The sequence below is a fragment of the Herbidospora daliensis genome (assembly GCF_001570585.1).
Taxonomy (GTDB): Bacteria; Actinomycetota; Actinomycetes; order Streptosporangiales; family Streptosporangiaceae; genus Herbidospora; species Herbidospora daliensis.
This window is the reverse complement of sequence record NZ_BBXF01000005.1, coordinates 1,012,241-1,031,863: the sequence shown is the minus strand read 5'-3', so window position 1 is coordinate 1,031,863 and position 19,623 is coordinate 1,012,241. Positions and strand designations below refer to the sequence as shown.

The 19,623-nt window shown below is 71.6% G+C and carries 18 protein-coding genes; 12 read left to right on the top strand and 6 right to left on the bottom strand.

The annotated features are described in order from the left end of the window. Positions 1-2: 2 nt before the first annotated feature. Positions 3-2,105, bottom strand: coding sequence for a transketolase (gene tkt, locus AW274_RS28020; RefSeq protein WP_062437742.1), 2,103 nt, complete (start codon positions 2,103-2,105; stop codon positions 3-5). A gap of 257 nt (positions 2,106-2,362) precedes the next feature. Between tkt and AW274_RS28015 the strand changes: the two genes are divergently transcribed. From AW274_RS28015 to AW274_RS42725, 5 genes are all read left to right on the top strand, one after another. Further along, entirely contained in the window at positions 2,363-3,286 is a 924-nt protein-coding gene (locus AW274_RS28015; protein ID WP_062340442.1) for a heme o synthase, read from the top strand. 60 nt (positions 3,287-3,346) lie between these two features. Then, positions 3,347-4,483, top strand: coding sequence for a PrsW family intramembrane metalloprotease (locus AW274_RS28010; RefSeq protein ID WP_232320421.1), 1,137 nt, complete (start codon positions 3,347-3,349; stop codon positions 4,481-4,483). A 98-nt stretch (positions 4,484-4,581) separates the two neighbouring features. After that, positions 4,582-7,185 (top strand): M14 family zinc carboxypeptidase, encoded by a 2,604-nt coding sequence (locus AW274_RS28005; protein ID WP_083974889.1) that lies wholly within the window; start codon positions 4,582-4,584, stop codon positions 7,183-7,185. A gap of 111 nt (positions 7,186-7,296) precedes the next feature. Next, positions 7,297-7,728: a cellulose binding domain-containing protein gene (locus AW274_RS28000; RefSeq protein ID WP_062437734.1), complete on the top strand. Its 432-nt coding sequence runs from the start codon at positions 7,297-7,299 to the stop codon at positions 7,726-7,728. A 174-nt stretch (positions 7,729-7,902) separates the two neighbouring features. After that, positions 7,903-9,042 (top strand): lytic polysaccharide monooxygenase, encoded by a 1,140-nt coding sequence (locus tag AW274_RS42725; protein WP_063813619.1) that lies wholly within the window; start codon positions 7,903-7,905, stop codon positions 9,040-9,042. Between the two features lie 117 nt (positions 9,043-9,159). Here AW274_RS42725 and AW274_RS27990 read toward each other — a convergent pair whose 3' ends face one another. Further along, positions 9,160-9,825 carry a SanA/YdcF family protein gene (locus AW274_RS27990; RefSeq protein WP_062437732.1) on the bottom strand — a complete coding sequence of 222 codons (666 nt, stop codon included), beginning with the start codon at positions 9,823-9,825 and terminating at the stop codon, positions 9,160-9,162. 6 nt (positions 9,826-9,831) lie between these two features. Beyond that, complete coding sequence (locus AW274_RS27985; protein WP_232320419.1) at positions 9,832-10,773, bottom strand: COX15/CtaA family protein; 942 nt, start codon at positions 10,771-10,773, stop codon at positions 9,832-9,834. Between the two features lie 72 nt (positions 10,774-10,845). Between AW274_RS27985 and AW274_RS27980 the strand changes: the two genes are divergently transcribed. From AW274_RS27980 to AW274_RS27955, 6 genes are all read left to right on the top strand, one after another. Further along, entirely contained in the window at positions 10,846-11,937 is a 1,092-nt protein-coding gene (locus tag AW274_RS27980; protein WP_232320417.1) for an NAD(P)/FAD-dependent oxidoreductase, read from the top strand. After that, positions 11,934-12,170: a (2Fe-2S)-binding protein gene (locus AW274_RS27975; RefSeq protein ID WP_062437726.1), complete on the top strand. Its 237-nt coding sequence runs from the start codon at positions 11,934-11,936 to the stop codon at positions 12,168-12,170. The genes AW274_RS27980 and AW274_RS27975 overlap by 4 nt, the downstream gene beginning before the upstream one ends. After that, positions 12,167-13,411: an NAD(P)/FAD-dependent oxidoreductase gene (locus tag AW274_RS42195; protein ID WP_063813617.1), complete on the top strand. Its 1,245-nt coding sequence runs from the start codon at positions 12,167-12,169 to the stop codon at positions 13,409-13,411. Before AW274_RS27975 ends, AW274_RS42195 begins: the two co-directional genes overlap by 4 nt. Then, positions 13,408-14,277, top strand: a complete 870-nt coding sequence (locus AW274_RS27965; protein ID WP_232320415.1) for a dihydrodipicolinate synthase family protein — start codon at positions 13,408-13,410, stop codon at positions 14,275-14,277. Before AW274_RS42195 ends, AW274_RS27965 begins: the two co-directional genes overlap by 4 nt. 1 nt (position 14,278) lies before the next feature. Further along, the gene (locus AW274_RS27960; protein ID WP_062437721.1) at positions 14,279-15,280 is read left to right on the top strand and encodes a proline racemase family protein; all 1,002 of its coding nucleotides are present in this window, start codon (positions 14,279-14,281) and stop codon (positions 15,278-15,280) included. Between the two features lie 66 nt (positions 15,281-15,346). Further along, positions 15,347-16,024 (top strand): GntR family transcriptional regulator, encoded by a 678-nt coding sequence (locus AW274_RS27955; protein ID WP_062437719.1) that lies wholly within the window; start codon positions 15,347-15,349, stop codon positions 16,022-16,024. 1 nt (position 16,025) lies between these two features. Here AW274_RS27955 and AW274_RS27950 read toward each other — a convergent pair whose 3' ends face one another. From AW274_RS27950 to AW274_RS27940, 3 genes are all read right to left on the bottom strand, one after another. Beyond that, on the bottom strand, positions 16,026-16,898 hold the full coding sequence (locus tag AW274_RS27950; RefSeq protein ID WP_232320413.1) for an EamA family transporter: 873 nt from the start codon (positions 16,896-16,898) through the stop codon (positions 16,026-16,028). Positions 16,899-16,994: 96 nt separating this feature from the next. Further along, a complete protein-coding gene (locus AW274_RS27945) occupies positions 16,995-17,759 on the bottom strand; it encodes an ABC transporter permease (RefSeq protein WP_439648791.1) in 765 nt (254 codons plus the stop codon). Further along, the gene (locus AW274_RS27940) at positions 17,756-18,664 is read right to left on the bottom strand and encodes an ABC transporter ATP-binding protein (protein ID WP_062437713.1); all 909 of its coding nucleotides are present in this window, start codon (positions 18,662-18,664) and stop codon (positions 17,756-17,758) included. Before AW274_RS27940 ends, AW274_RS27945 begins: the two co-directional genes overlap by 4 nt. A 150-nt stretch (positions 18,665-18,814) precedes the next feature. Between AW274_RS27940 and AW274_RS27935 the strand changes: the two genes are divergently transcribed. After that, positions 18,815-19,591: a VOC family protein gene (locus AW274_RS27935; protein WP_063813615.1), complete on the top strand. Its 777-nt coding sequence runs from the start codon at positions 18,815-18,817 to the stop codon at positions 19,589-19,591. Positions 19,592-19,623 lie beyond the last annotated feature (32 nt).

The window sequence follows — 19,623 nt, the reverse complement described above, 5'->3', positions numbered from 1 at the left end:
ATTCAGTTTCCCGTCGTCTCGCCCTTGTCGGCGCCGGTCTTGGCGAGCGAGGCCTTCGCCGCCGCGGCCACGCGCTCCGCCGTGAGGCCGAACTGCTCGTAGAGGGTCTTGTAGGGGGCCGAGGCGCCGAAGTGCTCCAGGCCCACCACGACGCCATCGTCTCCTACGAACTCACGCCAGCCCAGCGCGATTCCCGCCTCCACGGCGACCCTCGCGTGAACATTCGGTGGCAGGACCTCCTGCCGGTAGGCGGCGTCCTGCGCGTGGAACCACTCGACGCACGGCATCGAGACGACGCGCGTCGGGATGCCCTGCTCCTCCAGGCTCTTGCGGGCGCCGAGAGCGATCTCGACCTCGGAGCCGGTGCCGATGATGACCACCTTCGGCTGCCCGTTCGAGGCGTCTTCAAGCACGTAGCCGCCCTTGGCGACCTTGCTCGCGTCGGCGGTGCCGGCGTAGACCGGCAGGTTCTGCCTGGTCAGCGCGAGCGCGGCGGGACGGTCGTTGTGCTCCATGATGATGCGCCAGACGGCGGCGGTCTCGTTGGCGTCGGCCGGGCGGACGACGTCGAGGCCCGGGATGGCGCGCAGCGCCCACAGGTGCTCGACCGGCTGGTGGGTCGGGCCGTCTTCGCCGAGGCCGATGGAGTCGTGCGTCCAGACGTAGGTGACCGGCAGCTTCATCAGCGCGGCCAGGCGCACCGCGGGGCGCATGTAGTCGCTGAAGACCAGGAAGGTGCCGCCGTAGGGGCGGGTGCCGCCGTGCAGGGCGATGCCGTTGAGGATCGCGCCCATGCCGTGCTCGCGGATGCCGAAGTGGAGGGTGCGGCCGTAGGGCCCGCCGGGGAACTCCTTGGTCTGGAACTCCTCGGGGATGAACGACGGCTCGCCCTTCATCGTGGTGTTGTTCGACTCGGCCAGGTCGGCCGAACCGCCCCACAGCTCGGGCAGCACCGGCGCCAGGGCGCTCAGCACCTCGCCCGACGCCTTGCGGGTGGCCATCGAACCGCCGGCCTCGAAGGTCGGCAGCGCCTCGGTCCAGCCGATGGGCAGTTCCTTGGCGCTCAGGCGGTCGAGCAGGGCGGCCCGCTCGGGGTTGGCGGCGCGCCACTCCTGGTAGCCCTTGTCCCATTCGGCGTGGGCGGCCCGGCCGCGCTCGACGACGCCGCGGGCGTGCTCCAGCACGGCCTCGGGCACGACGAACGACTCGTTCGGGTCCATGCCGAGGACCTTCTTGGTGGCGGCGATCTCGTCGGCGCCCAGCGCCGAGCCGTGGATCTTGCCGGTGTTCTGCTTGTTCGGGGCCGGCCAGCCGATGATCGTGCGCAGCCGGATGAACGAGGGCCGGTCGGTCTCGGCGCGGGCGGCCTCCAGAGCGGCGTGGAGGGCGGCGACGTCCTCCACGTAGTCGCCGGTCTGGGTCCAGTCGACGGTCTGGGTGTGCCAGCCGTAGGCGGCGTAGCGGGCCACCACGTCCTCGGAGAGGGCGATCTGGGTGTCGTCCTCGATCGAGATGTGGTTGGAGTCGAAGACCACGGTCAGGTTGCCCAGGCGCTGGTGGCCGGCCAGGGCGCTGACCTCGTGGCTGATGCCCTCTTCGATGTCGCCCTCGGAGGCCACGCACCAGATGTGGTGGTCGAAGGGCGAGGTGCCGGGGGCGGCGTCGGGGTCGTAGAGGCCCCGCTCGCGGCGGGCGGCCATGGCCATGCCCACGGCGTTGCCGATGCCCTGGCCCAGCGGGCCGGTGGTGGTCTCGACGCCGAGCGTGTGGCCGTGCTCGGGGTGACCGGGGGTCAGGCTGTCCCAGGTGCGCAGGGCCTTGATGTCGTCGAGGCTCAGGCCGTATCCGGACAGGTACAGCTGGATGTACAGTGTCAGGCTCGAATGGCCACAGGACAGTACAAATCGGTCACGACCCACCCAGTGGGAATCGGTGGGGTCGTGTCGCATCGTCTTCTGGAACAGCAGGTAGGCGGCGGGGGCCAGGCTCATCGCCGTACCGGGGTGTCCCGAGCCCGCCTTCTCGACAGCGTCCATCGCCAGGGCGCGCACCACGTCGACGGCCTGCCGATCGAGGTCGCTCCACTCAAGACCAGCACTGCTCACTCGCTCGATCCCCTCTTGTTTCACTCACGCGGTTCAGGCGTTCCCGCCCACACGGGACCCTAACGGGTGCGGATGCGTACCGTCTGGTAGGCACCCCCCAAACGATCAGGGGGTGGGTGAGCAGCCCCGATTCAGGGACCACGGGCCCGTCCCACTACAGTGATTTCCCTAGTTCCGGCTGCTTGCCCGGAGATCCCGCTCTAATCCCGAGGTTACGCGTTGACCCCGCACGTGCTGGAAGCGCCTTGACGGTGCTCATGAAGAACGAAGCGATGGCCCCCGCCGCGGTTCGCCGCGGCGCCGGCGAGGTCATCCGGGCCTATGTGGCGCTGACCAAGCCGCGGATCATCGAGCTGCTCCTGATCACCACGCTGCCGGTCATGTTCCTCGCCGCCAAGGGCCTTCCCGATCTGTGGCTGGCGATCAACACCATGGTGTTCGGCACCCTGTCGGCGGGCAGCGCCAACGCGCTGAACTGCTACATCGACCGCGACATCGACGAGGTGATGCGCCGCACCCGGCGCCGCCCGCTGGCCCGCCACACGGTGTCCCCGAGGGGCGCGCTCACTTTTGGCGTGATTTTGGGCGCGGCTTCCACGCTGGGCCTCGGCCTGACCGTCAACTGGCTGGCCGCCGCCCTGTCCTTGGGGGCGATCCTCTTCTACGTCCTGGTCTATTCGATGTTCCTGAAGCGGCGCACGTCGCAGAACATCGTCTGGGGCGGAATCGCCGGGTGCATGCCCGTGCTCATCGGCTGGGCCGGCATCACCGGCGGCATGTCGTGGGCCCCGGTCGTGCTGTTCGGCGTGGTGTTCTTCTGGACGCCGCCGCACACCTGGACCCTGGCGATGCGCTACCGCGAGGACTACGCCGCCGCGAAGGTGCCGATGCTCCCGACGGTGGCCTCCGAGGCCACGGTCGTGAAGCAGGTCATCTGGTACACGTGGGCGACCGTGGTCTGCTCGCTGCTGCTCTGGCCGGTGGCCGGGACCTCCCTGTTCTACCCCGCCGTCGCGGCCGTGCTGGGCGCCGCCTGCCTGTTCGAGGTGTACGCCCTGCGTCACCGCCTCAAGGCGGGCAAGACCGGCGTCGACCTGCGCCCGATGCGGTTCTTCCACTGGTCGAACATCTACCTGGCGCTGCTGTTCCTGGCCGTGGCGATCGACTCCCTGATCGCCTGAGCGGACAGCGCGTCGAGGTTCCGTTACGCTCACGGAATGGCGAGCCGTGATCCACGATCGGTGTTGAGGGGGCGCCCGTCCTTCGGGCTCATCATCGGGCTCGTGGTGGCGGGCATCTGCGCGACCGTGTCGTTCTCGTTCGACATCCTCAACGGCGATCCGGTCGAGTTCTTCATCGCGCTGGCGGCGGCGATCGCGCCCGTTCCGCTGCTGCTGGCGGGGGTCCTGGCGCTCGACCGCATGGAGCCCGAGCCGCGCAGCAACCTGATCTTCGCCTTCATGTGGGGCGCGGGCATCGCGGTGCTGTTCGCCGGCCTGCTCAACTCGCTCAACCTGATCTACGTCGAGAACGCGCTGGGCGACCCCGAGGGCGCCCGCAACTACGTCGCCACCTTCGGCGCCCCGCTGGTCGAGGAGTCGATGAAGGGCCTGGTGCTGGTGGGGTTCCTGCGCTTCCGGCGGCAGGAGCTCGACGGCCCGACCGACGGCATCATCTACGCCAGCATGGTGGGCCTGGGCTTCGCGATGTCCGAGAACGTCAGCTACTACCTGGCGGCGCTGACCGAGAACGGCCCCGAGGGCCTGGCCGCCACGGTGGTGCTGCGCGGGGTGCTCTCGCCGCTGGCCCACCCGCTGTTCACCTCGCTGATCGGGATCGCGGTGGCCTACGCCGCCCAGCCGCAGAACCGGGGCGCGCGGGGCGTCTGGATGGTCGTCTTCGGCTGGATCGGCGCGATGTTCCTCCACGGCCTCTGGAACGGGTTCGCCTCGTTCGCCGGCTTCAACGGGCTGATCGTCGCCTACCTGATCCTGATGGCGCTGCTCTTCGTGGAGCTCTGGGTCATCGTGCGCGACCGGAAGCGGGTGGTCGGCATGATCCAGCACTACCTGCCGCCCTACGAGCGCACCGGGCTGATCACCTCCGCCGACATCGTCATGCTCTCGTCGCTGAAGCACCGGCGTGAGGCCCGCAAGTGGGCCCGCCAGCACGGCGGGCGGCGCGGGCAGCAGGCGATGAGCGACTACCAGCTGGCCGCGACCGAGCTCGGGCTGCTCCACGAGCGGGCGGTGCGCGGCGGGGTCTCCGAAGACGACTTCCTCACCACCCAGCGCTCGCTGGCCGACCTGATGGCCTATTCGCGGGGCCTGTTCCCGGTGCCGCCGCCGCGGGTCGCCGTGCCGCCGCCCTGGGCGTGAAATCTTCCGACGAAGAGAGCTTTCCTCACAAATCTTGCGCAAATACCCCAATGATCATTATGAATTGAGGCACGCACTCTGATCACGGAGGTTCTCTGTTGCGTGCCCCCACCGCCCTTCTGAGCGTCGCCGTCGCGGCCACGCTCCTCGTCCCGACGGGTTCGGCCTCCGCCGAGCCGACCCCGCCGCCCGGGGTGACCACCCGCGACTTCGGCAACGGTCCCGAGCGCAACGAGGAGGCCGCCGGCGTCGCCGATCCGGCCGCCGCCACGTTACGCGCCCCGGCGGGCGACACGACCCCCGCGGCCGCCGCCGAGCGGCTCAGGCAGTTCCCCTTCTTCCGCGACTTCAAGGACAAGGAGCGCGGCTACCCCCGCCAGACCCGCCTGCCGGTCCCCGCCGAGAACCCGGCCGACGCCTCCCTCAAGCTGGGCCTGACGCCCTACCACGCCATCGCCGGCCGGCTGAACGCCCTCCAGTCGCGCAGCGACCGCGTCAGCGTCGAGATCATCGCCCAGTCCCACCAGGGCCGCGACCTCTACCTCGTGACGGTCACCGCGCCCGAGAGCAAGCACCAGGCCCGCGAGCAGGACGCCATCCGCGACCGGATCGAGAACGACCCCGCCGGGGCCGCCAGAGACCGGAAGCTGCCCGGGAAATACAAAGCGCCGGTCTTCGTCAACAACAACATCCACGGCAACGAGTGGGAGGGCACCGACGCCGCCCTGCGCGTGATCGAGGAGCTCGCCACCAGCCGCGACAAGAAGATCGCCGACCTGCTGAACCGCACCCGGCTCTACTTCAACGTCACCGCCAACCCCGACGGCCGTTTCGGCAACACCCGGGCCAACGGCGCCGGCTTCGACATGAACCGCGACTTCATCACCGCCTCGCAGCCCGAGGTCCAGGCGATGCGCCAGGTCATGATCGACACCCAGCCGGTCGCCATGATCGACCTGCACGGCTACGTCAACGGCACCCTCATCGAGCCGACGACCCCGCCCCACGGCGCCAACTACGAGTACGACGTGTTCATCAAGAACACCTACGCCAACGGCCTGGCCATGGAGCAGGCGGTGCTCGGCCTCGGCCTCACGCCCGAGAAGGACGGCGTGAACCCGCCGACCATCCCGTTCCGCGACGACGCCGAGGGCTGGGACGACTGGCCCCCGATCTTCACCCCGCAGTACGCCCCCTTCCAGGGCGCGGTGGCCTCGCACACCATCGAGTTCCCGATGCGGGTCAACAACGCCGACTACAACAACCTCCCGGTCGAGGAGCTGCGGCGGCGCTCGGCCATCAACACCGACATCGCGGCGGCGGTGATGCGGGCGACGTACACCTTCGTGCAGGAGCGCCACGACCAGCTGATCGCCGACCAGATCGAGGTGTTCCGCCGGGGCGCCGCCGGTGAGCCGGCCAAGCAGGTGCCGCTCGGCATCGTGCCCGGCTTCGGTCCCGAGGACGTCTACACCACCACCTTCCCGCGCGCCTACGTGATCCCGGCGGGCGACGGGCAGCGCTCGGCCACCGCCGCCGCGCGCCTGGTCGACCACCTGATCGCCAACGACGTCCGGGTCGGGAAGGCCAAGCGCGCCTTCCAGGCGAACGGCAGGCGGTACGCCGAGGGCTCCTACGTCGTCGACATGCACCAGCCCAAGCGCGGCCTCGCCAACGTGATGCTGGAGCCGGGCGCCGACATCACCCCGCGCGTCGACTCCATGTACGACATCTCCGGCTGGAGCCACGCCCTGCTCTGGGGCGCCACGGTCGACTCGGTGAGCTCGCTGAAGGCCGACGTGAAGCCCGTCGACCGGGCCGCCCTCGACGGCTCGGTGCCGAGGACGCACCGCTCGTTGTCGCTGCGGGTCACCGACGGCCGCGAGATCCGGGCCGTCAACACGCTGCTCGGCCAGGGCGTCCCGGTCACCTGGGCGGCCGACGGCACCGCCGTGATCCCCGCCTCGGCCCGCCGCCAGGCGGAGGCGGTCGCCCGTGAACACGGCGTCTCCTTCGGCGAGGCGGCCACCACCGCCGGTGCCAAGCTGGGCCAGGTCCGGATCGCCGCCGCCGTCTCGGCCGACGAGCTGTTCACCCTGCGTGAGCTGGGCTTCCAGGTCACGCCGGTGTCGACGGCGGTGCTGAACGCCGGGTTCGACTGGAGCACGACCGACGTGCTGTTCGTCTCCAGCGGCCTCAGCTACACCCAGCTCACCCCCGAGGCCAGGGCGGCGCTCGACGCCTACCTGACGACCGGCGGCGTGGTCACCCGGGGCGCCACCGGGGCGACCTTCAACGGCGCGGCCGGCCTGCTCACCCTGACCCCGGTCGCGGGCCGCGGCGACGCCAACGGCGTGGTGAAGGTGACCTCGCCCGGCGGCCCGGTCGGCGGCGACGCCCCGGCGAACTCGTTCGTCTACTCGCCCCGCTGGTTCACCGCCCTCGGCCCGGAGGTCCGCGTCGAGCAGGCGTACGCGGCCGACGGCCCGCTGGTCAGCGGCCACTGGCGGGCCAACGCCAACGGCACGGGAGGCCAGGAGGCGGCCCGCGGCCAGGCGGCCGTGGTCAGCGGCCGGGACGAACGCGGCGCGGCCGTGGTCCTGTTCGGCACCGAGCCGATGTTCCGCAACCACCCCAAGGGCCTGTTCGCCCAGGTGGCCAAGGCGCTCTACTGGTCGTCCTCCGCGGCCGACGTGAAGTGATCACGGAGTGAGGCACGGCCCCTGGCGCTCCGGCCGGGGGCCGTGTTTCAATTCCGGCGGGCCCGGACCCACGTGACGATCCGTCGATCCGTCATGCCTGGAGGGCCCCCGTTGAAGAGAAACCCCCTCACCGCCCTTGCCGTCGTCGTGCTGGTCGTCGGGGCGGCCCTGGTCGCCTGGCGGATCGTGGGGGTGTCCGCCGAGCCGGTGCACTTCCACCCCGCGCCCTCGCCCACGATCGAGGCCGCCAAGTGCACCGCCGACGTGCAGCTGATCACCACCTGGCCTGGGGGTTTCCAGGGTGAGGCCAAGATCACCAACACCGGCACGGTGCCGATCAACGACTGGTACGTCCAGTGGAACGTCCCGCTGGAGGCGAAGATCAACCAGTCGTGGAACGGCACCTGGATGCAGAGCGGGCCCTCGGTGATGATCCACGCCGAGAAGTGGAACAAGGTGCTCAAGCCCGGCGCGACCGAGGTGGCGGGCTTCAAGGGCGACGCGAAAGAGACCCCGACCATCGCCGACATCTACTGCGGCTGAAACGTTCAGCGATATCCGCAGGTCAGCGCCGTTCGCCGGGCCGTCTCCTCGACGGCCCGGCCGGGCCGGTGCCATCGTCCGGATCGTCACGCAGGTCATCGGGCCCCCCGCATCCGGGTGGGCCGTCTTTCCGGAGGGCGTACCACGCATGCCCCCGATCGAGAGGACCGCATTGTGACCCGACCCCTGATCGCCGTGGTGGCCGCCGTGGCGGCACTCGTGGCGATGGTCGTCGCATCGCCGTCGGCGCAGGCCCACGGCGCCACCACCAATCCGGCCAGCCGCACCTACGCCTGCTACGTCGACGGCCTGACCGGCGGCCAGATCATCCCGAAGAACGCCGCCTGCGCCGCCGCCGTCGCCCAGGGCGGCACCCAGCCCCTCTACGACTGGTACGGCGTGCTGCGCTCCGACGGCGCCGGCCGCACCCGGGGCTACATCCCCGACGGGCAGATCTGCTCCGGCGGCAACACCAAGTACGCCGCCTACGACCTGCCCCGGACCGACTGGCCCTCGACCAACCTGACCTCGGGCGCCCGGTACAACTTCGTGTACGGCGCCTGGGTGCCCCACCCCGGCTCGTTCCGCCTGTACGTCACCAAGCAGGGCTACGACCCGACCCAGCAGCTGACCTGGTCGATGATGGAGGAGAACCCCTTCTTCACCGCCGACCCGCAGCCCGCCCTCGACAACGGCGCCTACCGCTGGACCGCCACCCTGCCGGTCCGGACCGGCCGCCACGTGATCTACGCCGTCTGGACCCGCAGCGACAGCGCCGAGACCTTCTACAGCTGCTCCGACGTGGTCTTCGGCGGCACCGCGACCCCCACCCCCACGCCCAGCCCCTCGTACCCGCCGGGATGCCAGCCCGGCGCGCCCACCCCCGCGCCGTCGTGCCCGCCGGTCACCCCCAGCCCCAGCCCGTCGTACCCGGCCGGATGCCAGCCCGGCGCGCCCACCCCGGCCCCGTCGTGCCCGCCGGTCAGCCCCAGCCCGACGCCCACCCCCACGGGCCAGTGCACCGTCACCGCCGGTGTCGCGAGCGCCTGGGGCGGCGGCTTCCAGGGCAGCGTGACCATCCGCAACACCGGCTCGACCCCGCTCTCGTCGTGGACGGCCACCGTGACCGTCGCCTTCGGCACCACGGTCACCTCGGCCTGGAACGCCGCCCACACCCAGAGCGGCACGACGCTGACGTTCCGGCCGTTGTCGTGGAACACCACGATCCCGCCGAACGGCACGGTCACGATCGGTTTCCTGTCGAACTTCAGCGGCGGCGGCACGCCGATCGTCACGCCCGGCACCTGCGGGTAGGACGCGCGAAGCCCGCCACGGCGATGCGTGGCGGGCTTCCGCGGTCACGAGGTCACGCGCACCATAAACCGGCGGCCGGAATCCTGACCACCGCCGGCGACGTCGGCGCAGGTGGGTCTATGAACGTTTCGCCAGCGCGGTGTCGAGCGAGGTCTCGTAGGGCCCCAGGAACGTGGGGTCGGACTTGAGCACGACCGAGTCGAGGAACGCCTTGCCGGTCGCGAAGAACTCGCGGGCGGCGTAGACGTAGGTCGTCATCGCGTACTTGCGCTGGGAGTCGTCGCCGACCCCGAAGGTCGCCAGGCCGGCTTCGCGGCACAAGGTCACCGCGCGGGGGAGGTGGAAGGTCTGGGTGACCACGGTCACCCGCGACGCGCCGAAGATCTTCTTGGCGCGGACGCAGGAGTCCCAGGTGTCCAGGCCCGCGTAGTCGAGCACGAGGGCGTCGGCCGGGACCCCCTTGGCCAGCAGGTAGTCGCGCATGACCGTGGGCTCGTCGTAGTCCTTGACGTGGTTGGTGCCCGACAGCAGCAGCGCCCGGACCTTCCCGGCCCGGTAGAGCGCCACGCCGATGTCGAGGCGGTCGCGCAACATCGCGGTCGGCCAGTCGCCGACCACCCCCGCGCCCAGCACCAGCGCGACCGGCGCGGCCGGGACCCCGGCGGTCCAGCGGGGGTCGTTGGTGTCGACGCGGAGGCCGTCGCTCGACAACCAGGCCCAGGTCATGGGGGCGAGGGCGGCCAGGCTGGCCGCGACCGCGCCCCGGAAGACGGCTCGTTTCACGAAGGGTCAGACGCGGGCGACCCTCTCGTGGTTCGCGAACTCGGTGATCTCGCTGCGCTCCCGCAGCGTGTGGACGACGTGGAGGGTGGCGATCCACACGAGGGCCGCCCCCAGCACGTGGAACCCGACCAGCAGGGCGGGCACGGCGAGGAAGTACTGGACGTACCCGATGATCCCCTGCGCGATCTCCACGCCGAACAGGATCAGCGCGGCCTGCCGGGCCCGCTCGGGGGCCTTGGTCAGGTAGAGGGCGAACAGCAGGGCGAAGGTCAGCCCGACGACGACCCACACGACGTCGGCGTGGATGCGGGCCACGATCTCGATGTCGAAGTCGAACCGGCTGGCCCGCTCGTCGCCGGAGTGGGGGCCGGTGCCCGTCGTGACGACGCCCGCGACCAGCAGCACCAGCATGGCCCCGGTCAGCACCCGGCCCAGCACGACGATCCACGGATGCACGACCGGCACCGTCGGCCCGTCGCCCTCGGCCGACCGGGCGAACAGCATGTACGCCGCCGCGATCATCCCGATCGACACCAGGAAGTGCACGCTCACGGTGACCGGGTTGAGCGCGGTGCGGACCACCAGCCCGCCCCAGAGGGCCTGGAACACCACGCCGAGCGGCTGGACCAGCGCCAGCGGGATCAGCGACCGCCGCTTCAGCCTCCACGCGGCCAGGAACACCGCGATGGCGACCGCCAGCACCAGGAGGCTGAACATGCGGTTGCCGAACTCGATCGCGGTGTTGATGGGCGAGTGGTCCGGATGGGGGACCGGGACGAAACTGTCGGCGGTGCACCGGGGCCAGGTCGGGCAGCCGAGCCCCGAACCCGTGAGCCGCACCGCCGCGCCCGTGACGGTGATGCCCGCGTTGACCACGACCGCCGCCAGCGCCCAGAGCCGCATGTCACGGGCGGCGGGGGACCAGACGGAGGAGAAGAGACGCTTCACGGCGTCAATGCTAGGTGCGGTGGGGGCCGGTCCCTCTTGCGGGCCGATATGTCATGTGACATGGTACAAACCGTGGACGTTCTCGTGGTCGGAGCCGGGATCGTGGGCGCTTCGTGCGCCTATGCCCTGACCCGTGCCGGTGTGCGAGTAACGGTAGTCGATCGCGGGGGAGTGGCGTCGGGCACGACCGGCGCCGGCGAGGGCAACGTCCTGGTGTCCGACAAGGAACCGGGACCCGAACTGGAGCTGGCCCTCCGGTCCAACACGCTCTGGCGCGAGCTCGACGCCGAGTGCGGCGGCTTCGAGTGGGAGGCCAAGGGCGGCCTGGTCGTTGCCGAGACCCCGGAGGTCCTCGACGCCCTCACGGCCTTCGCCGCGAGCCAGCAGGGGGTCGAGTCGGCCGTGGTCGACCCCCGCGACCTCGAGCCGCACCTCGCCGAGGGTCTCGCCGGGGGCGTCCACTACCCGCAGGACGCGCAGGTGCAGCCCATGCTGGCCGCCGCCCGCCTGCTCAGGGCGTCCGGCGCGCGCCTGGTCCAGACCGCCGTGGAGCGTTTTCTCGTCTCCGGCGACCGGGTGACCGGCGTGCGCACGGGTCAGGGCGACCTGTACGCCGACGCCGTCGTCAACGCCGCGGGAACGTGGGCCGGAAGCTTCGCGCAGGCGCCCCTGCCGATCCGGCCGCGCAAGGGGTTCATCCTGGTCACCCAGCCGTTCGCCGTCCCGCCGGTCCGGCACAAGGTCTACACGGCGGCCTACGTCACCAACGTCGCCAGCGACGCCGAGGGGCTGGAGACCTCCGGCGTCATCGAGTCGACCCAAGCGGGCACCGTGCTCATCGGGGCCTCCCGCCAGCGGGTCGGCTACGACACCGCCATCGACTACACCGTCCTGGCCAAACTCGCCCGGCAGGCGGTCGGGCTGTTCCCGGTGCTGGCGGACGCGCAGGTCATGCGGGCCTACGCGGGGCTGCGGCCGTACTCGCCCGATCACCTGCCGGTCATCGGGCCCGACCACCGGCTCGGCGGCCTCTTCCACGCCTGCGGGCACGAGGGCGCGGGCATCGGCCTGGCTCCGGCCACCGCCGAGATGATCACCGCGCAGGTCGCCGGCGGGACGCCGCCGGTCGACCCGGCGCCCTTCGCCCCCGGGAGGTTCGCGTGATCGAGTTCCGCTTCGAAGGCCGTGCGATCAGCGCCGAGGAAGGCCAGTCGATCGGGGCCGCCCTGCACGCCGCCGGGATCCGGTCGTGGCGCACCACCCGGTTCGGCGGCCGGCCGCGCGGCCTCTTCTGCGCCATCGGCGCCTGCTTCGACTGCCTGCTCACCGTCAACGGCGTCCCCGACCAGCGGGCCTGCCAGACCGTGGCGCGCGCGGGCGACGAGGTGGGCCCGTGAGCTACGACCTCGCCGTCGTCGGGGCCGGTCCCGCCGGGCTGACCGCCGCCCGGGTGGCGGCAAAGCGCGGGCTGCGCGTCGCCCTGATCGACGGCTACGCCCGCACCGGCGGCCAGTTCCTCCGGGGGGCCGCGCAGCCCCGCCTGACCGGCGTCGAGGTGAAGCTGGGGCAGCGGGTGTGGGCGGTGGAGAAGTCGCCGGGCGGCTTCCAGGTCCACGCGTCCGCCACCACGACCGCCGCCACCCTGCTGATCGCGACCGGCGCCCACGACACGGTGCTGCCGTTCCCGGGCTGGGACCTGCCCGGCGTCCTGACCGCCGGGGGCGCGCAGGCCCTGGTCAAGGGGGAGCGGATCAGGCCCGGCGCCGAGATGGTGGTGGCCGGGACCGGGCCGTTCCTGCTGCCCGTGGCGGTCACGCTGCTGGAGGCGGGGGTGCGGGTCAAGGAGGTCCTGGAGGCCAACCGGCCCTCGCCCCTGATGGCCGCCGCCCTGGCCCGCAACCCGTCGAAGGCCGCGGAGGCGCTGGCCTACGTCCGGCGGCTGGCGGCGGCGCGGGTGCCGTACCGGACCGGGCACGCCGTGGTCGCCGCCCACGGCAAGGACTCCGTCGAGGGCGTCACCGTCGCCCGGCTCACCCCCGAATGGCGGCCCTACGCCTGGCGCACCGTCGACTGTGACACCGTCGCGGTCGGCTACGGCTTCACCCCGCAGGTCGACCTGGCCCTCCAGCTCGGCTGTGAGCTCAGCGGCGACCACGTCGTCGCCGACGACCGGCAGCGCACCTCCGTCGAGGGCGTGCTGGCCGCCGGAGAGGTGACCGGGGTCGCGGGCGCGCCGAGCGCCGTCGTCGAGGGCGCGCTGGCCGTCCACTCCCTGGTCGGGGAACCGCCGCCCCGGCTGCTCGCCGAGAAGGCGCGGCTGCGCCGCTTCGCGCGGGCCCTCGAACGCTCCTATCCGGTCCGCGACGGCTGGCGTGACTGGCTCACGCCCGACACCGTCGTGTGCCGCTGCGAGGAGGTCACCCTGCGCGCGATCGACGAGGCCCGCGACCTCGGCGCGCACGACCCCCGCACCCTCAAGCTGCTGGCCCGGCCCGGAATGGGCTGGTGCCAGGGCCGCATGTGCGGCCACGCCGTCGCCAGGCTCACCGGGCATGAGCCGGCCCCCCAGAAACGGCCGTTCGCCCAGCCGATCACCCTCGCAGACCTGACCCTGCACGATCGAGAGGACAACGCGTGATCCGACCTTGGCACGGAATCATGGTGGCCACCGCGCTCCCCTTCACCCGCGACCTGACCGTCGACTACGACGCCTTCGGCGCCCACTGCCGGCGGCTCGTCGACGAGGGGTGCGACGGCGTGGTCCCCAACGGCTCCCTGGGCGAATACCAGACCCTGACGCCCGACGAGCGGGCCCGGGTGGTCCGGACCGCCGTCGAGGCCGTCGGCGGCGAGCGGGTGATGCCCGGCGTGGCCGCCTACGGCTCCCGCGAGGCCCTGAGCTGGGCCGAACAGGCCCGCGACGCCGGGTGCGCCAGCGTCATGCTGCTGCCGCCCAACGCCTACCGGGCCGACGAGGGCGCGGTGTTCGAGCACTACCGGACCGTCGCCAAGGCCGGGTTGCCGATCGTCGCCTACAACAACCCGATCGACACCAAGGTCGACCTGACCCCGGCGCTGCTGGCCCGGCTCTTCGGCGAGGGCCTGATCGTGGCGGTCAAGGAGTTCACCGGTGACGTGCGGCGGGCGTACATGATCAGAGAGCTCGCGCCCGAGCTCGACCTGCTCGTGGGCTCCGACGACGTGGTGCTGGAGCTGCTCACCGCCGGGGCGAAGGGGTGGATCGCCGGCTTCCCCAACTCGGTGACGCGCAAGTGCGTCGACCTCTACCGGGCCGCCGCCGAGGGCGACCTGACCACGGCGCTGCCGCTCTACCGCGATCTGCACCCTCTGCTCAGATGGGACGCGCGGGTAGAATTCGTGCAGGCGATCAAGTTGTCGATGGACGTGGCCGGCCTCAACGGCGGCGCGTGCCGGCCGCCCCGCCTGCCGCTCCCCGCCGACGTCGCGGCCGAGATCAGCGCCGCCACAGAAAAGGTCATGTGACGTGCGCACCCGAAGGATCTTCCACGCCGTCGACTCCCACACCGAGGGCATGCCCACCCGCGTGATCACCGGCGGCGTCGGGGTGATCCCCGGCGCGACCATGGCCGAGCGCCGCGAGCACTTCATGGCCCACCTCGATCACGTCCGCACCCTGCTCATGTACGAGCCCCGGGGGCACGCCGCCATGAGCGGCGCCATCCTCCAGCCGCCCACCCGGCCCGACGCCGACTGGGGCGTGCTCTACATCGAGGTCTCCGGCTGCCTGCCGATGTGCGGCCACGGCACGATCGGCGTGGCGACCGTGCTGGTGGAGACCGGCATGGTCGAGGTCGTCGAGCCCGTGACGACGATCCGGCTCGACACCCCGGCCGGGCTGGTCACCGCGTCGGTGGCGGTGCGCGACGGCGTCGCCGAGTCGGTCACGATCGAGAACGTGCCCTCGTTCGCGGTGGCCCTCGACCAGACGGTCAAGGTCCCGGGGTTCGGCGAGCTCACCTACGACCTGGCCTACGGCGGCAACTTCTACGCGATCCTGCCGATCGAGTCGGTGGGGCTGCCGTTCGACCGGGCGTACAAGCAGCAGATCCTGGACGCCGGCCTGGCGGTCATGGAGGCGATCAACGAGGGCGGCGAGCCGGTCCATCCCCTCGATCCGGGCATCCGGGGCTGCCACCACGTGCAGTTCCTCGCCCCCGGCTCGACCGCGCGGCACTCCCGGCACGCCATGGCCATCCACCCCGGCTGGTTCGACCGCTCTCCGTGCGGGACGGGCACCAGCGCCCGCATGGCCCAGCTCCACGCCCGGGGCGACTTGCCCATCGATGCCGATTTCACCAATGAGTCGTTCATCGGCACGACCTTCACGGGCCGCCTGGTCGCCGAGGCCGCCGTGGGAGATCACCAGGCCGTGGTGCCCCACATCACCGGCCGCGGCTGGCTCACCGGCACCGCCCAGTACTTCCTTGATCCACGCGACCCCTTCCCGGAGGGATTCCTGCTGTGACCAGGCGGTCGCGTACCGGTCCGAACCGGTACGATCACCAGATCCGATGTCACGGATGGGAGCGGAATGGCGACGGGAGCAGAGGGACTCGGCCTGCCGGTCGTGGGTGAACGGCAGAGCCTGCGCGAACAGGTCGCGCAAGCCCTCAGAGACGCGCTGGTCGCGGGTGAGATGAGGCCGGGGGTCGTCTACTCCGCGCCGGTGCTCGCGGCCCAGTTCGGCGTGTCCGCGACCCCGGTCCGCGAGGCGATGCTCGACCTGGCGAAAGAGGGCCTGGTCGAGGCGGTGCGCAACAAGGGGTTCCGGGTCACCGAGATGTCCGACTCCGACCTCGACGACATCACCGAGATCCGCCGCCTCATCGAGGTGCCCACGGTCGCCCGGCTGGCCGACTCGGGGCGCGGGGCCGACTTCGAGCGGCTGCGCCCCCTGGCCAGGGAGATCGTCACCTCCGCCGAACGCGGCGACCTGCTCACCTACGTCAACGCCGACCTGCGGTTCCACGTCGAGCTGCTGAGCCTGGCGGGCAACGCCCACCTGGTCGAGGTGGTGCGCGAACTGCGCGGCCGGGCCCGCCTCTACGGGCTGAAGGGCCTGGCCGACGCCGGGAAGCTGGTCGACTCGGCCCGCGAGCACGTCGAACTCCTCGACGCCCTGATCAAGGGCGACCGCGCCGCGGCCGAACACATCATGAGCCACCACATCCAGCACGTCCGAGGCATCTGGGCCAACAAGCCCGAGTGACCTAGCCCGAGCGCGCGGCCCCGACCGAGGCCACCACCACACACCCGATGGCGGCCCACTCGCGCAGGTGCAGGATCTCGCCGAGCACGACCAGCCCCACGAGGGCGGCGACGGCGGGCTCCAGCGACATCAGGATGCCGAAGACCCGCTTCGGCATCCGGCGCAGCGCCTCCATCTCCAGCGAGTAGGGGATCACCGACGACAGCAGCCCGACCCCGAGCCCGATCAGCAGGATCGTGGGGTCGAGCAGCCCCATGCCGCCCGAGACGATGCCCGGCGGCGCGATCACGAGGGTTGCCACGATCATCGCGAAGGCCAGCCCCGACGTGCCGGGGAACCGCTGCCCGACCGACGCCGACAGCAGGATGTAGGCGCCCCAGCAGACACCGGCCCCGGCGGCGAAGGCGATGCCGACCCAGTCGGCGTTGGCGGCGTCGCCCCAGGGGGCGAGCAGCACGATCCCGGTCGCGGCCAGCCCGACCCACAGCAGGTCGAGCTTGCGGCGGGAGGCCGCCACGGCCACCGCCAGCGGCCCCATGAACTCGATGGCGACCGCGATGCCGATGGGCAGCCGGGCCAGCGCCTCGTAGAACGAGAGGTTCATCAGCGCGAGGATCGCCCCGAAGGCCAGCCCGATCCCGATGCTCTGCCACGAGAGCCCCCGGACCCGGGGGCGGACGAAGGCCACCAGCACGAGCGTGCCGGCCGCGATCCTCAGGAAGACCACGGCGGTCGGGGAGAGCTGCGCGAACAGGTTCTTGGCCAGGCCCGCGCCGATCTGCACCGACACGATGCCCAGCATCACCAGCAGCGGCGGCGGAACGGCGTCGGCGAGCCGGAACGATCCCTTGTACGCCCCCGCGTCAGCGGTCACCGTCGACTCACCCCTCACCCGAAATCAGCGGATCTCACTGTAAGGGGCAAACACCAAGATCGCTCCTGATTCCGCCCTGTGAGACGGCCCGGGGAGCTACTCCCAGCGGAACCAGCGGGCGGCCGCAGCCAGGGCCAGCACGGCCCACGACAGCAGCACCAGCGCCGCGCCCATGGGGAAGCCGCCCACCCCGGTCAGCACCGACCGCACGCCGTCGGTCAGGGCGGTGATGGGGAGGATCTCCAGCAGCGGCCGGATGCTCTCGGGGAAGGCCGAGACGGGCAGCACCACGCCGCCCAGCGCGAGCAGCAGCAGGTAGACCAGGTTGGCCCCGGCGAGCGTCGCCTCGGCCCGCAGGGTGCCGGCCATCAGCAGCCCGAGGCCGCTGAAGGCCGCCGTGCCCAGGATGACCAGCAGCGCCACCGTCAGCGGGTTGCCGTGGGGCGACCAGCCGAGCGCGAGCGCCACCAGCACCAGCACCACGATCTGGAGCAGCTCGACGACGATCACCGCGGCGGTCTTGGCCAGCATCAGGCCGGTCCGCGACAGGGGAGTGGCCCCCAGGCGCTTCAGGACGCCGTAGCGCCGCTCGAAGCCGGTCGCGATGGCCTGGCCGGTGAACGCCGTCGACAACACCGCCAGGGCCAGCACGCCGGGCGCGACGAAGTCGACCCGGGGCCCCTCGACGTCGAGGAACGGCGCCTTGGAGAAGCCCACGAGCAGCAGGATCGGGATGATCAGGGTCAGCAGGAGCTGCTCGCCGTTGCGCAGCGTGGCGCGGATCTCCGCGCCCGCCTGGGCGAGCACCATCTGCGCGAGCGGGGCCGCCCCGGGCGCCGGCGACAGGTCGAGGGTGGTCAACGTAGCTCCCGTCCGGTCAGCTCCAGGAAGACGTCTTCCAGGGTGCGCCGCTCGATGCTGAGGTCTTCGGTCGTCACGCCCTCGGTCGCGCACCACGCGGTCACCGTGGCCAGCAGCGACGGGTCGACCTGGCCTTCGATGATGTAGTGGCCGGCCGGGGACTCCTTGGCCGCGCTCCCGGGCGGCAGGGCGCTGAGCACCTCGTCGAGGTTGAGCCCCGGGCGGGCGCGGAACCGGAGCTGGCGCTCGGCGCCGGTCAGCTCGGCGGGCGACCCCTCGGCGACCACCCGGCCCCGGTCGATGATCACGACGTGGTCGGAGAGCTTCTCGGCCTCGTCCATGTGGTGGGTGGTCAGCACCACCGACACCCCGGCGGCGCGCAGCTCGCGCACCATGTCCCAGCAGGCGTGCCGGGCCTGCGGGTCGAGCCCGGCCGTCGGTTCGTCGAGGAAGACCAGTTCGGGACGGCCGATCACGGCCGCCGCGAGCCCGAGCCGCTGCTGCTGGCCCCCGGAGAGCCGCCGGTAGGGGGTGCGGGCGTGGTCGGCGAGGCCGAGCCGGTCGAGCAGCGCCGCCGGGTCGAGCGGGTGGGCGTGGAAACGCGAGACCAGCCGCAGCCACTCTCCGGCGCGGGCCGCCTGGGGCACCCCGCCCGACTGGAGCATGATCCCGATCCGCGGCTTCAGCTCGGGGTCCTCGGGTGCGCGCCCGAGGACCCGCACCGAACCGGAGTCGGCCGTGCGGAAGCCCTCGCAGATCTCGATGGTGGACGTCTTCCCGGCGCCGTTGGGGCCGAGCACGGCGGTCACCTCGCCCCGGCGGCAGCGCAGGTCGAGGTGGTCGACCGCGGTCACCCGGCCGTAGCGCTTGACCAGATCGCGGACCTCGACCGCGGCGTCTTCCATGCCTTCGAGTGTAGGGAGTGAGCACCCCGCCTCCGTCCGCGACCGGGCCGGTAAAGGCTTCCTCCGGGTACGCCCACGGTCGCCGACAGCGGGGTTTGTGCATGTAAGGGTGGAAATGTCCCCATAGCTCAAACGCAAGGAGGGTGGCGCATGTCCGAATTCACGAGCTATGCACCCGGCGTGCCGTGTTGGGTGGACCTGTCCACCCCCGACATCGACGCGTCCACGGAGTTCTACACCGAGCTCTTCGGCTGGACGGCCGTCTTCGACGAGGCGAGCGAGGACTACGGCGGCTACGGCGTCTTCCACCTGCACGGCAAGTACGTCGCCGGGATCGGCCCCGTCTACCAGGAGGGCATGCCCGCCGCCTGGAACACCTACGTCTGCACCGACGACGTCGCCAAGACCACCGAGCTGGTCCGTGAGAACGGCGGCACCATCGTCACCGAACCCACGCAGATCATGAACGAGGGCCGCATGGCCGCCTACCTCGACCCCGCCGGGGCCTACATCTGCGCGTGGCAGCCGATCGACAAGCCGGGGGCCCAGCTCGCCAACGAGCCCGGCACGCTCAACTGGAGCGAGCTGATGACCCGCGACACCTTCCGGTCGAGGGAGTTCTACGGCGAGGTCTTCGGCTGGACGGCCGACACCCGGCCCATGGGGGACATGGAGTACACCACCTTCGCCGAGAACGGCCACGTGCTGGCCGGGATGATGGCCATGCCCGACGTCCTGCCGGTCGAGGTGCCGTCGTACTGGCTGGCCTATCTGGGCGCCGACAACCTCGACGCCGCGCTCGAGGAGTCCGCCCGGCTTGGCGCCACCCAGATGGTCGGGCCCACCGAGGTGCCCGGGATGGGCAACTTCGCGATCGTCACCGACCCCGCCGGGGCGGCCGTGGGCCTCTGGGAGAGCACCCCCTAGAAACGAGAGAACCGGCCGGTAAGCACCCCGGC

Excerpts from the sequence above, each read along its gene's own strand:
- AW274_RS28015 (WP_062340442.1), top strand. The coding sequence starts at position 2,363 with ATGAAGAACGAAGCGATGGCCCCCGCCGCGGTTCGCCGCGGCGCCGGC.
- AW274_RS27955 (WP_062437719.1), top strand. The coding sequence starts at position 15,347 with ATGGCGACGGGAGCAGAGGGACTCGGCCTGCCGGTCGTGGGTGAACGG.
- AW274_RS27940 (WP_062437713.1), bottom strand. The coding sequence starts at position 18,664 with ATGGAAGACGCCGCGGTCGAGGTCCGCGATCTGGTCAAGCGCTACGGC.
- AW274_RS27935 (WP_063813615.1), top strand. The coding sequence starts at position 18,815 with ATGTCCGAATTCACGAGCTATGCACCCGGCGTGCCGTGTTGGGTGGAC.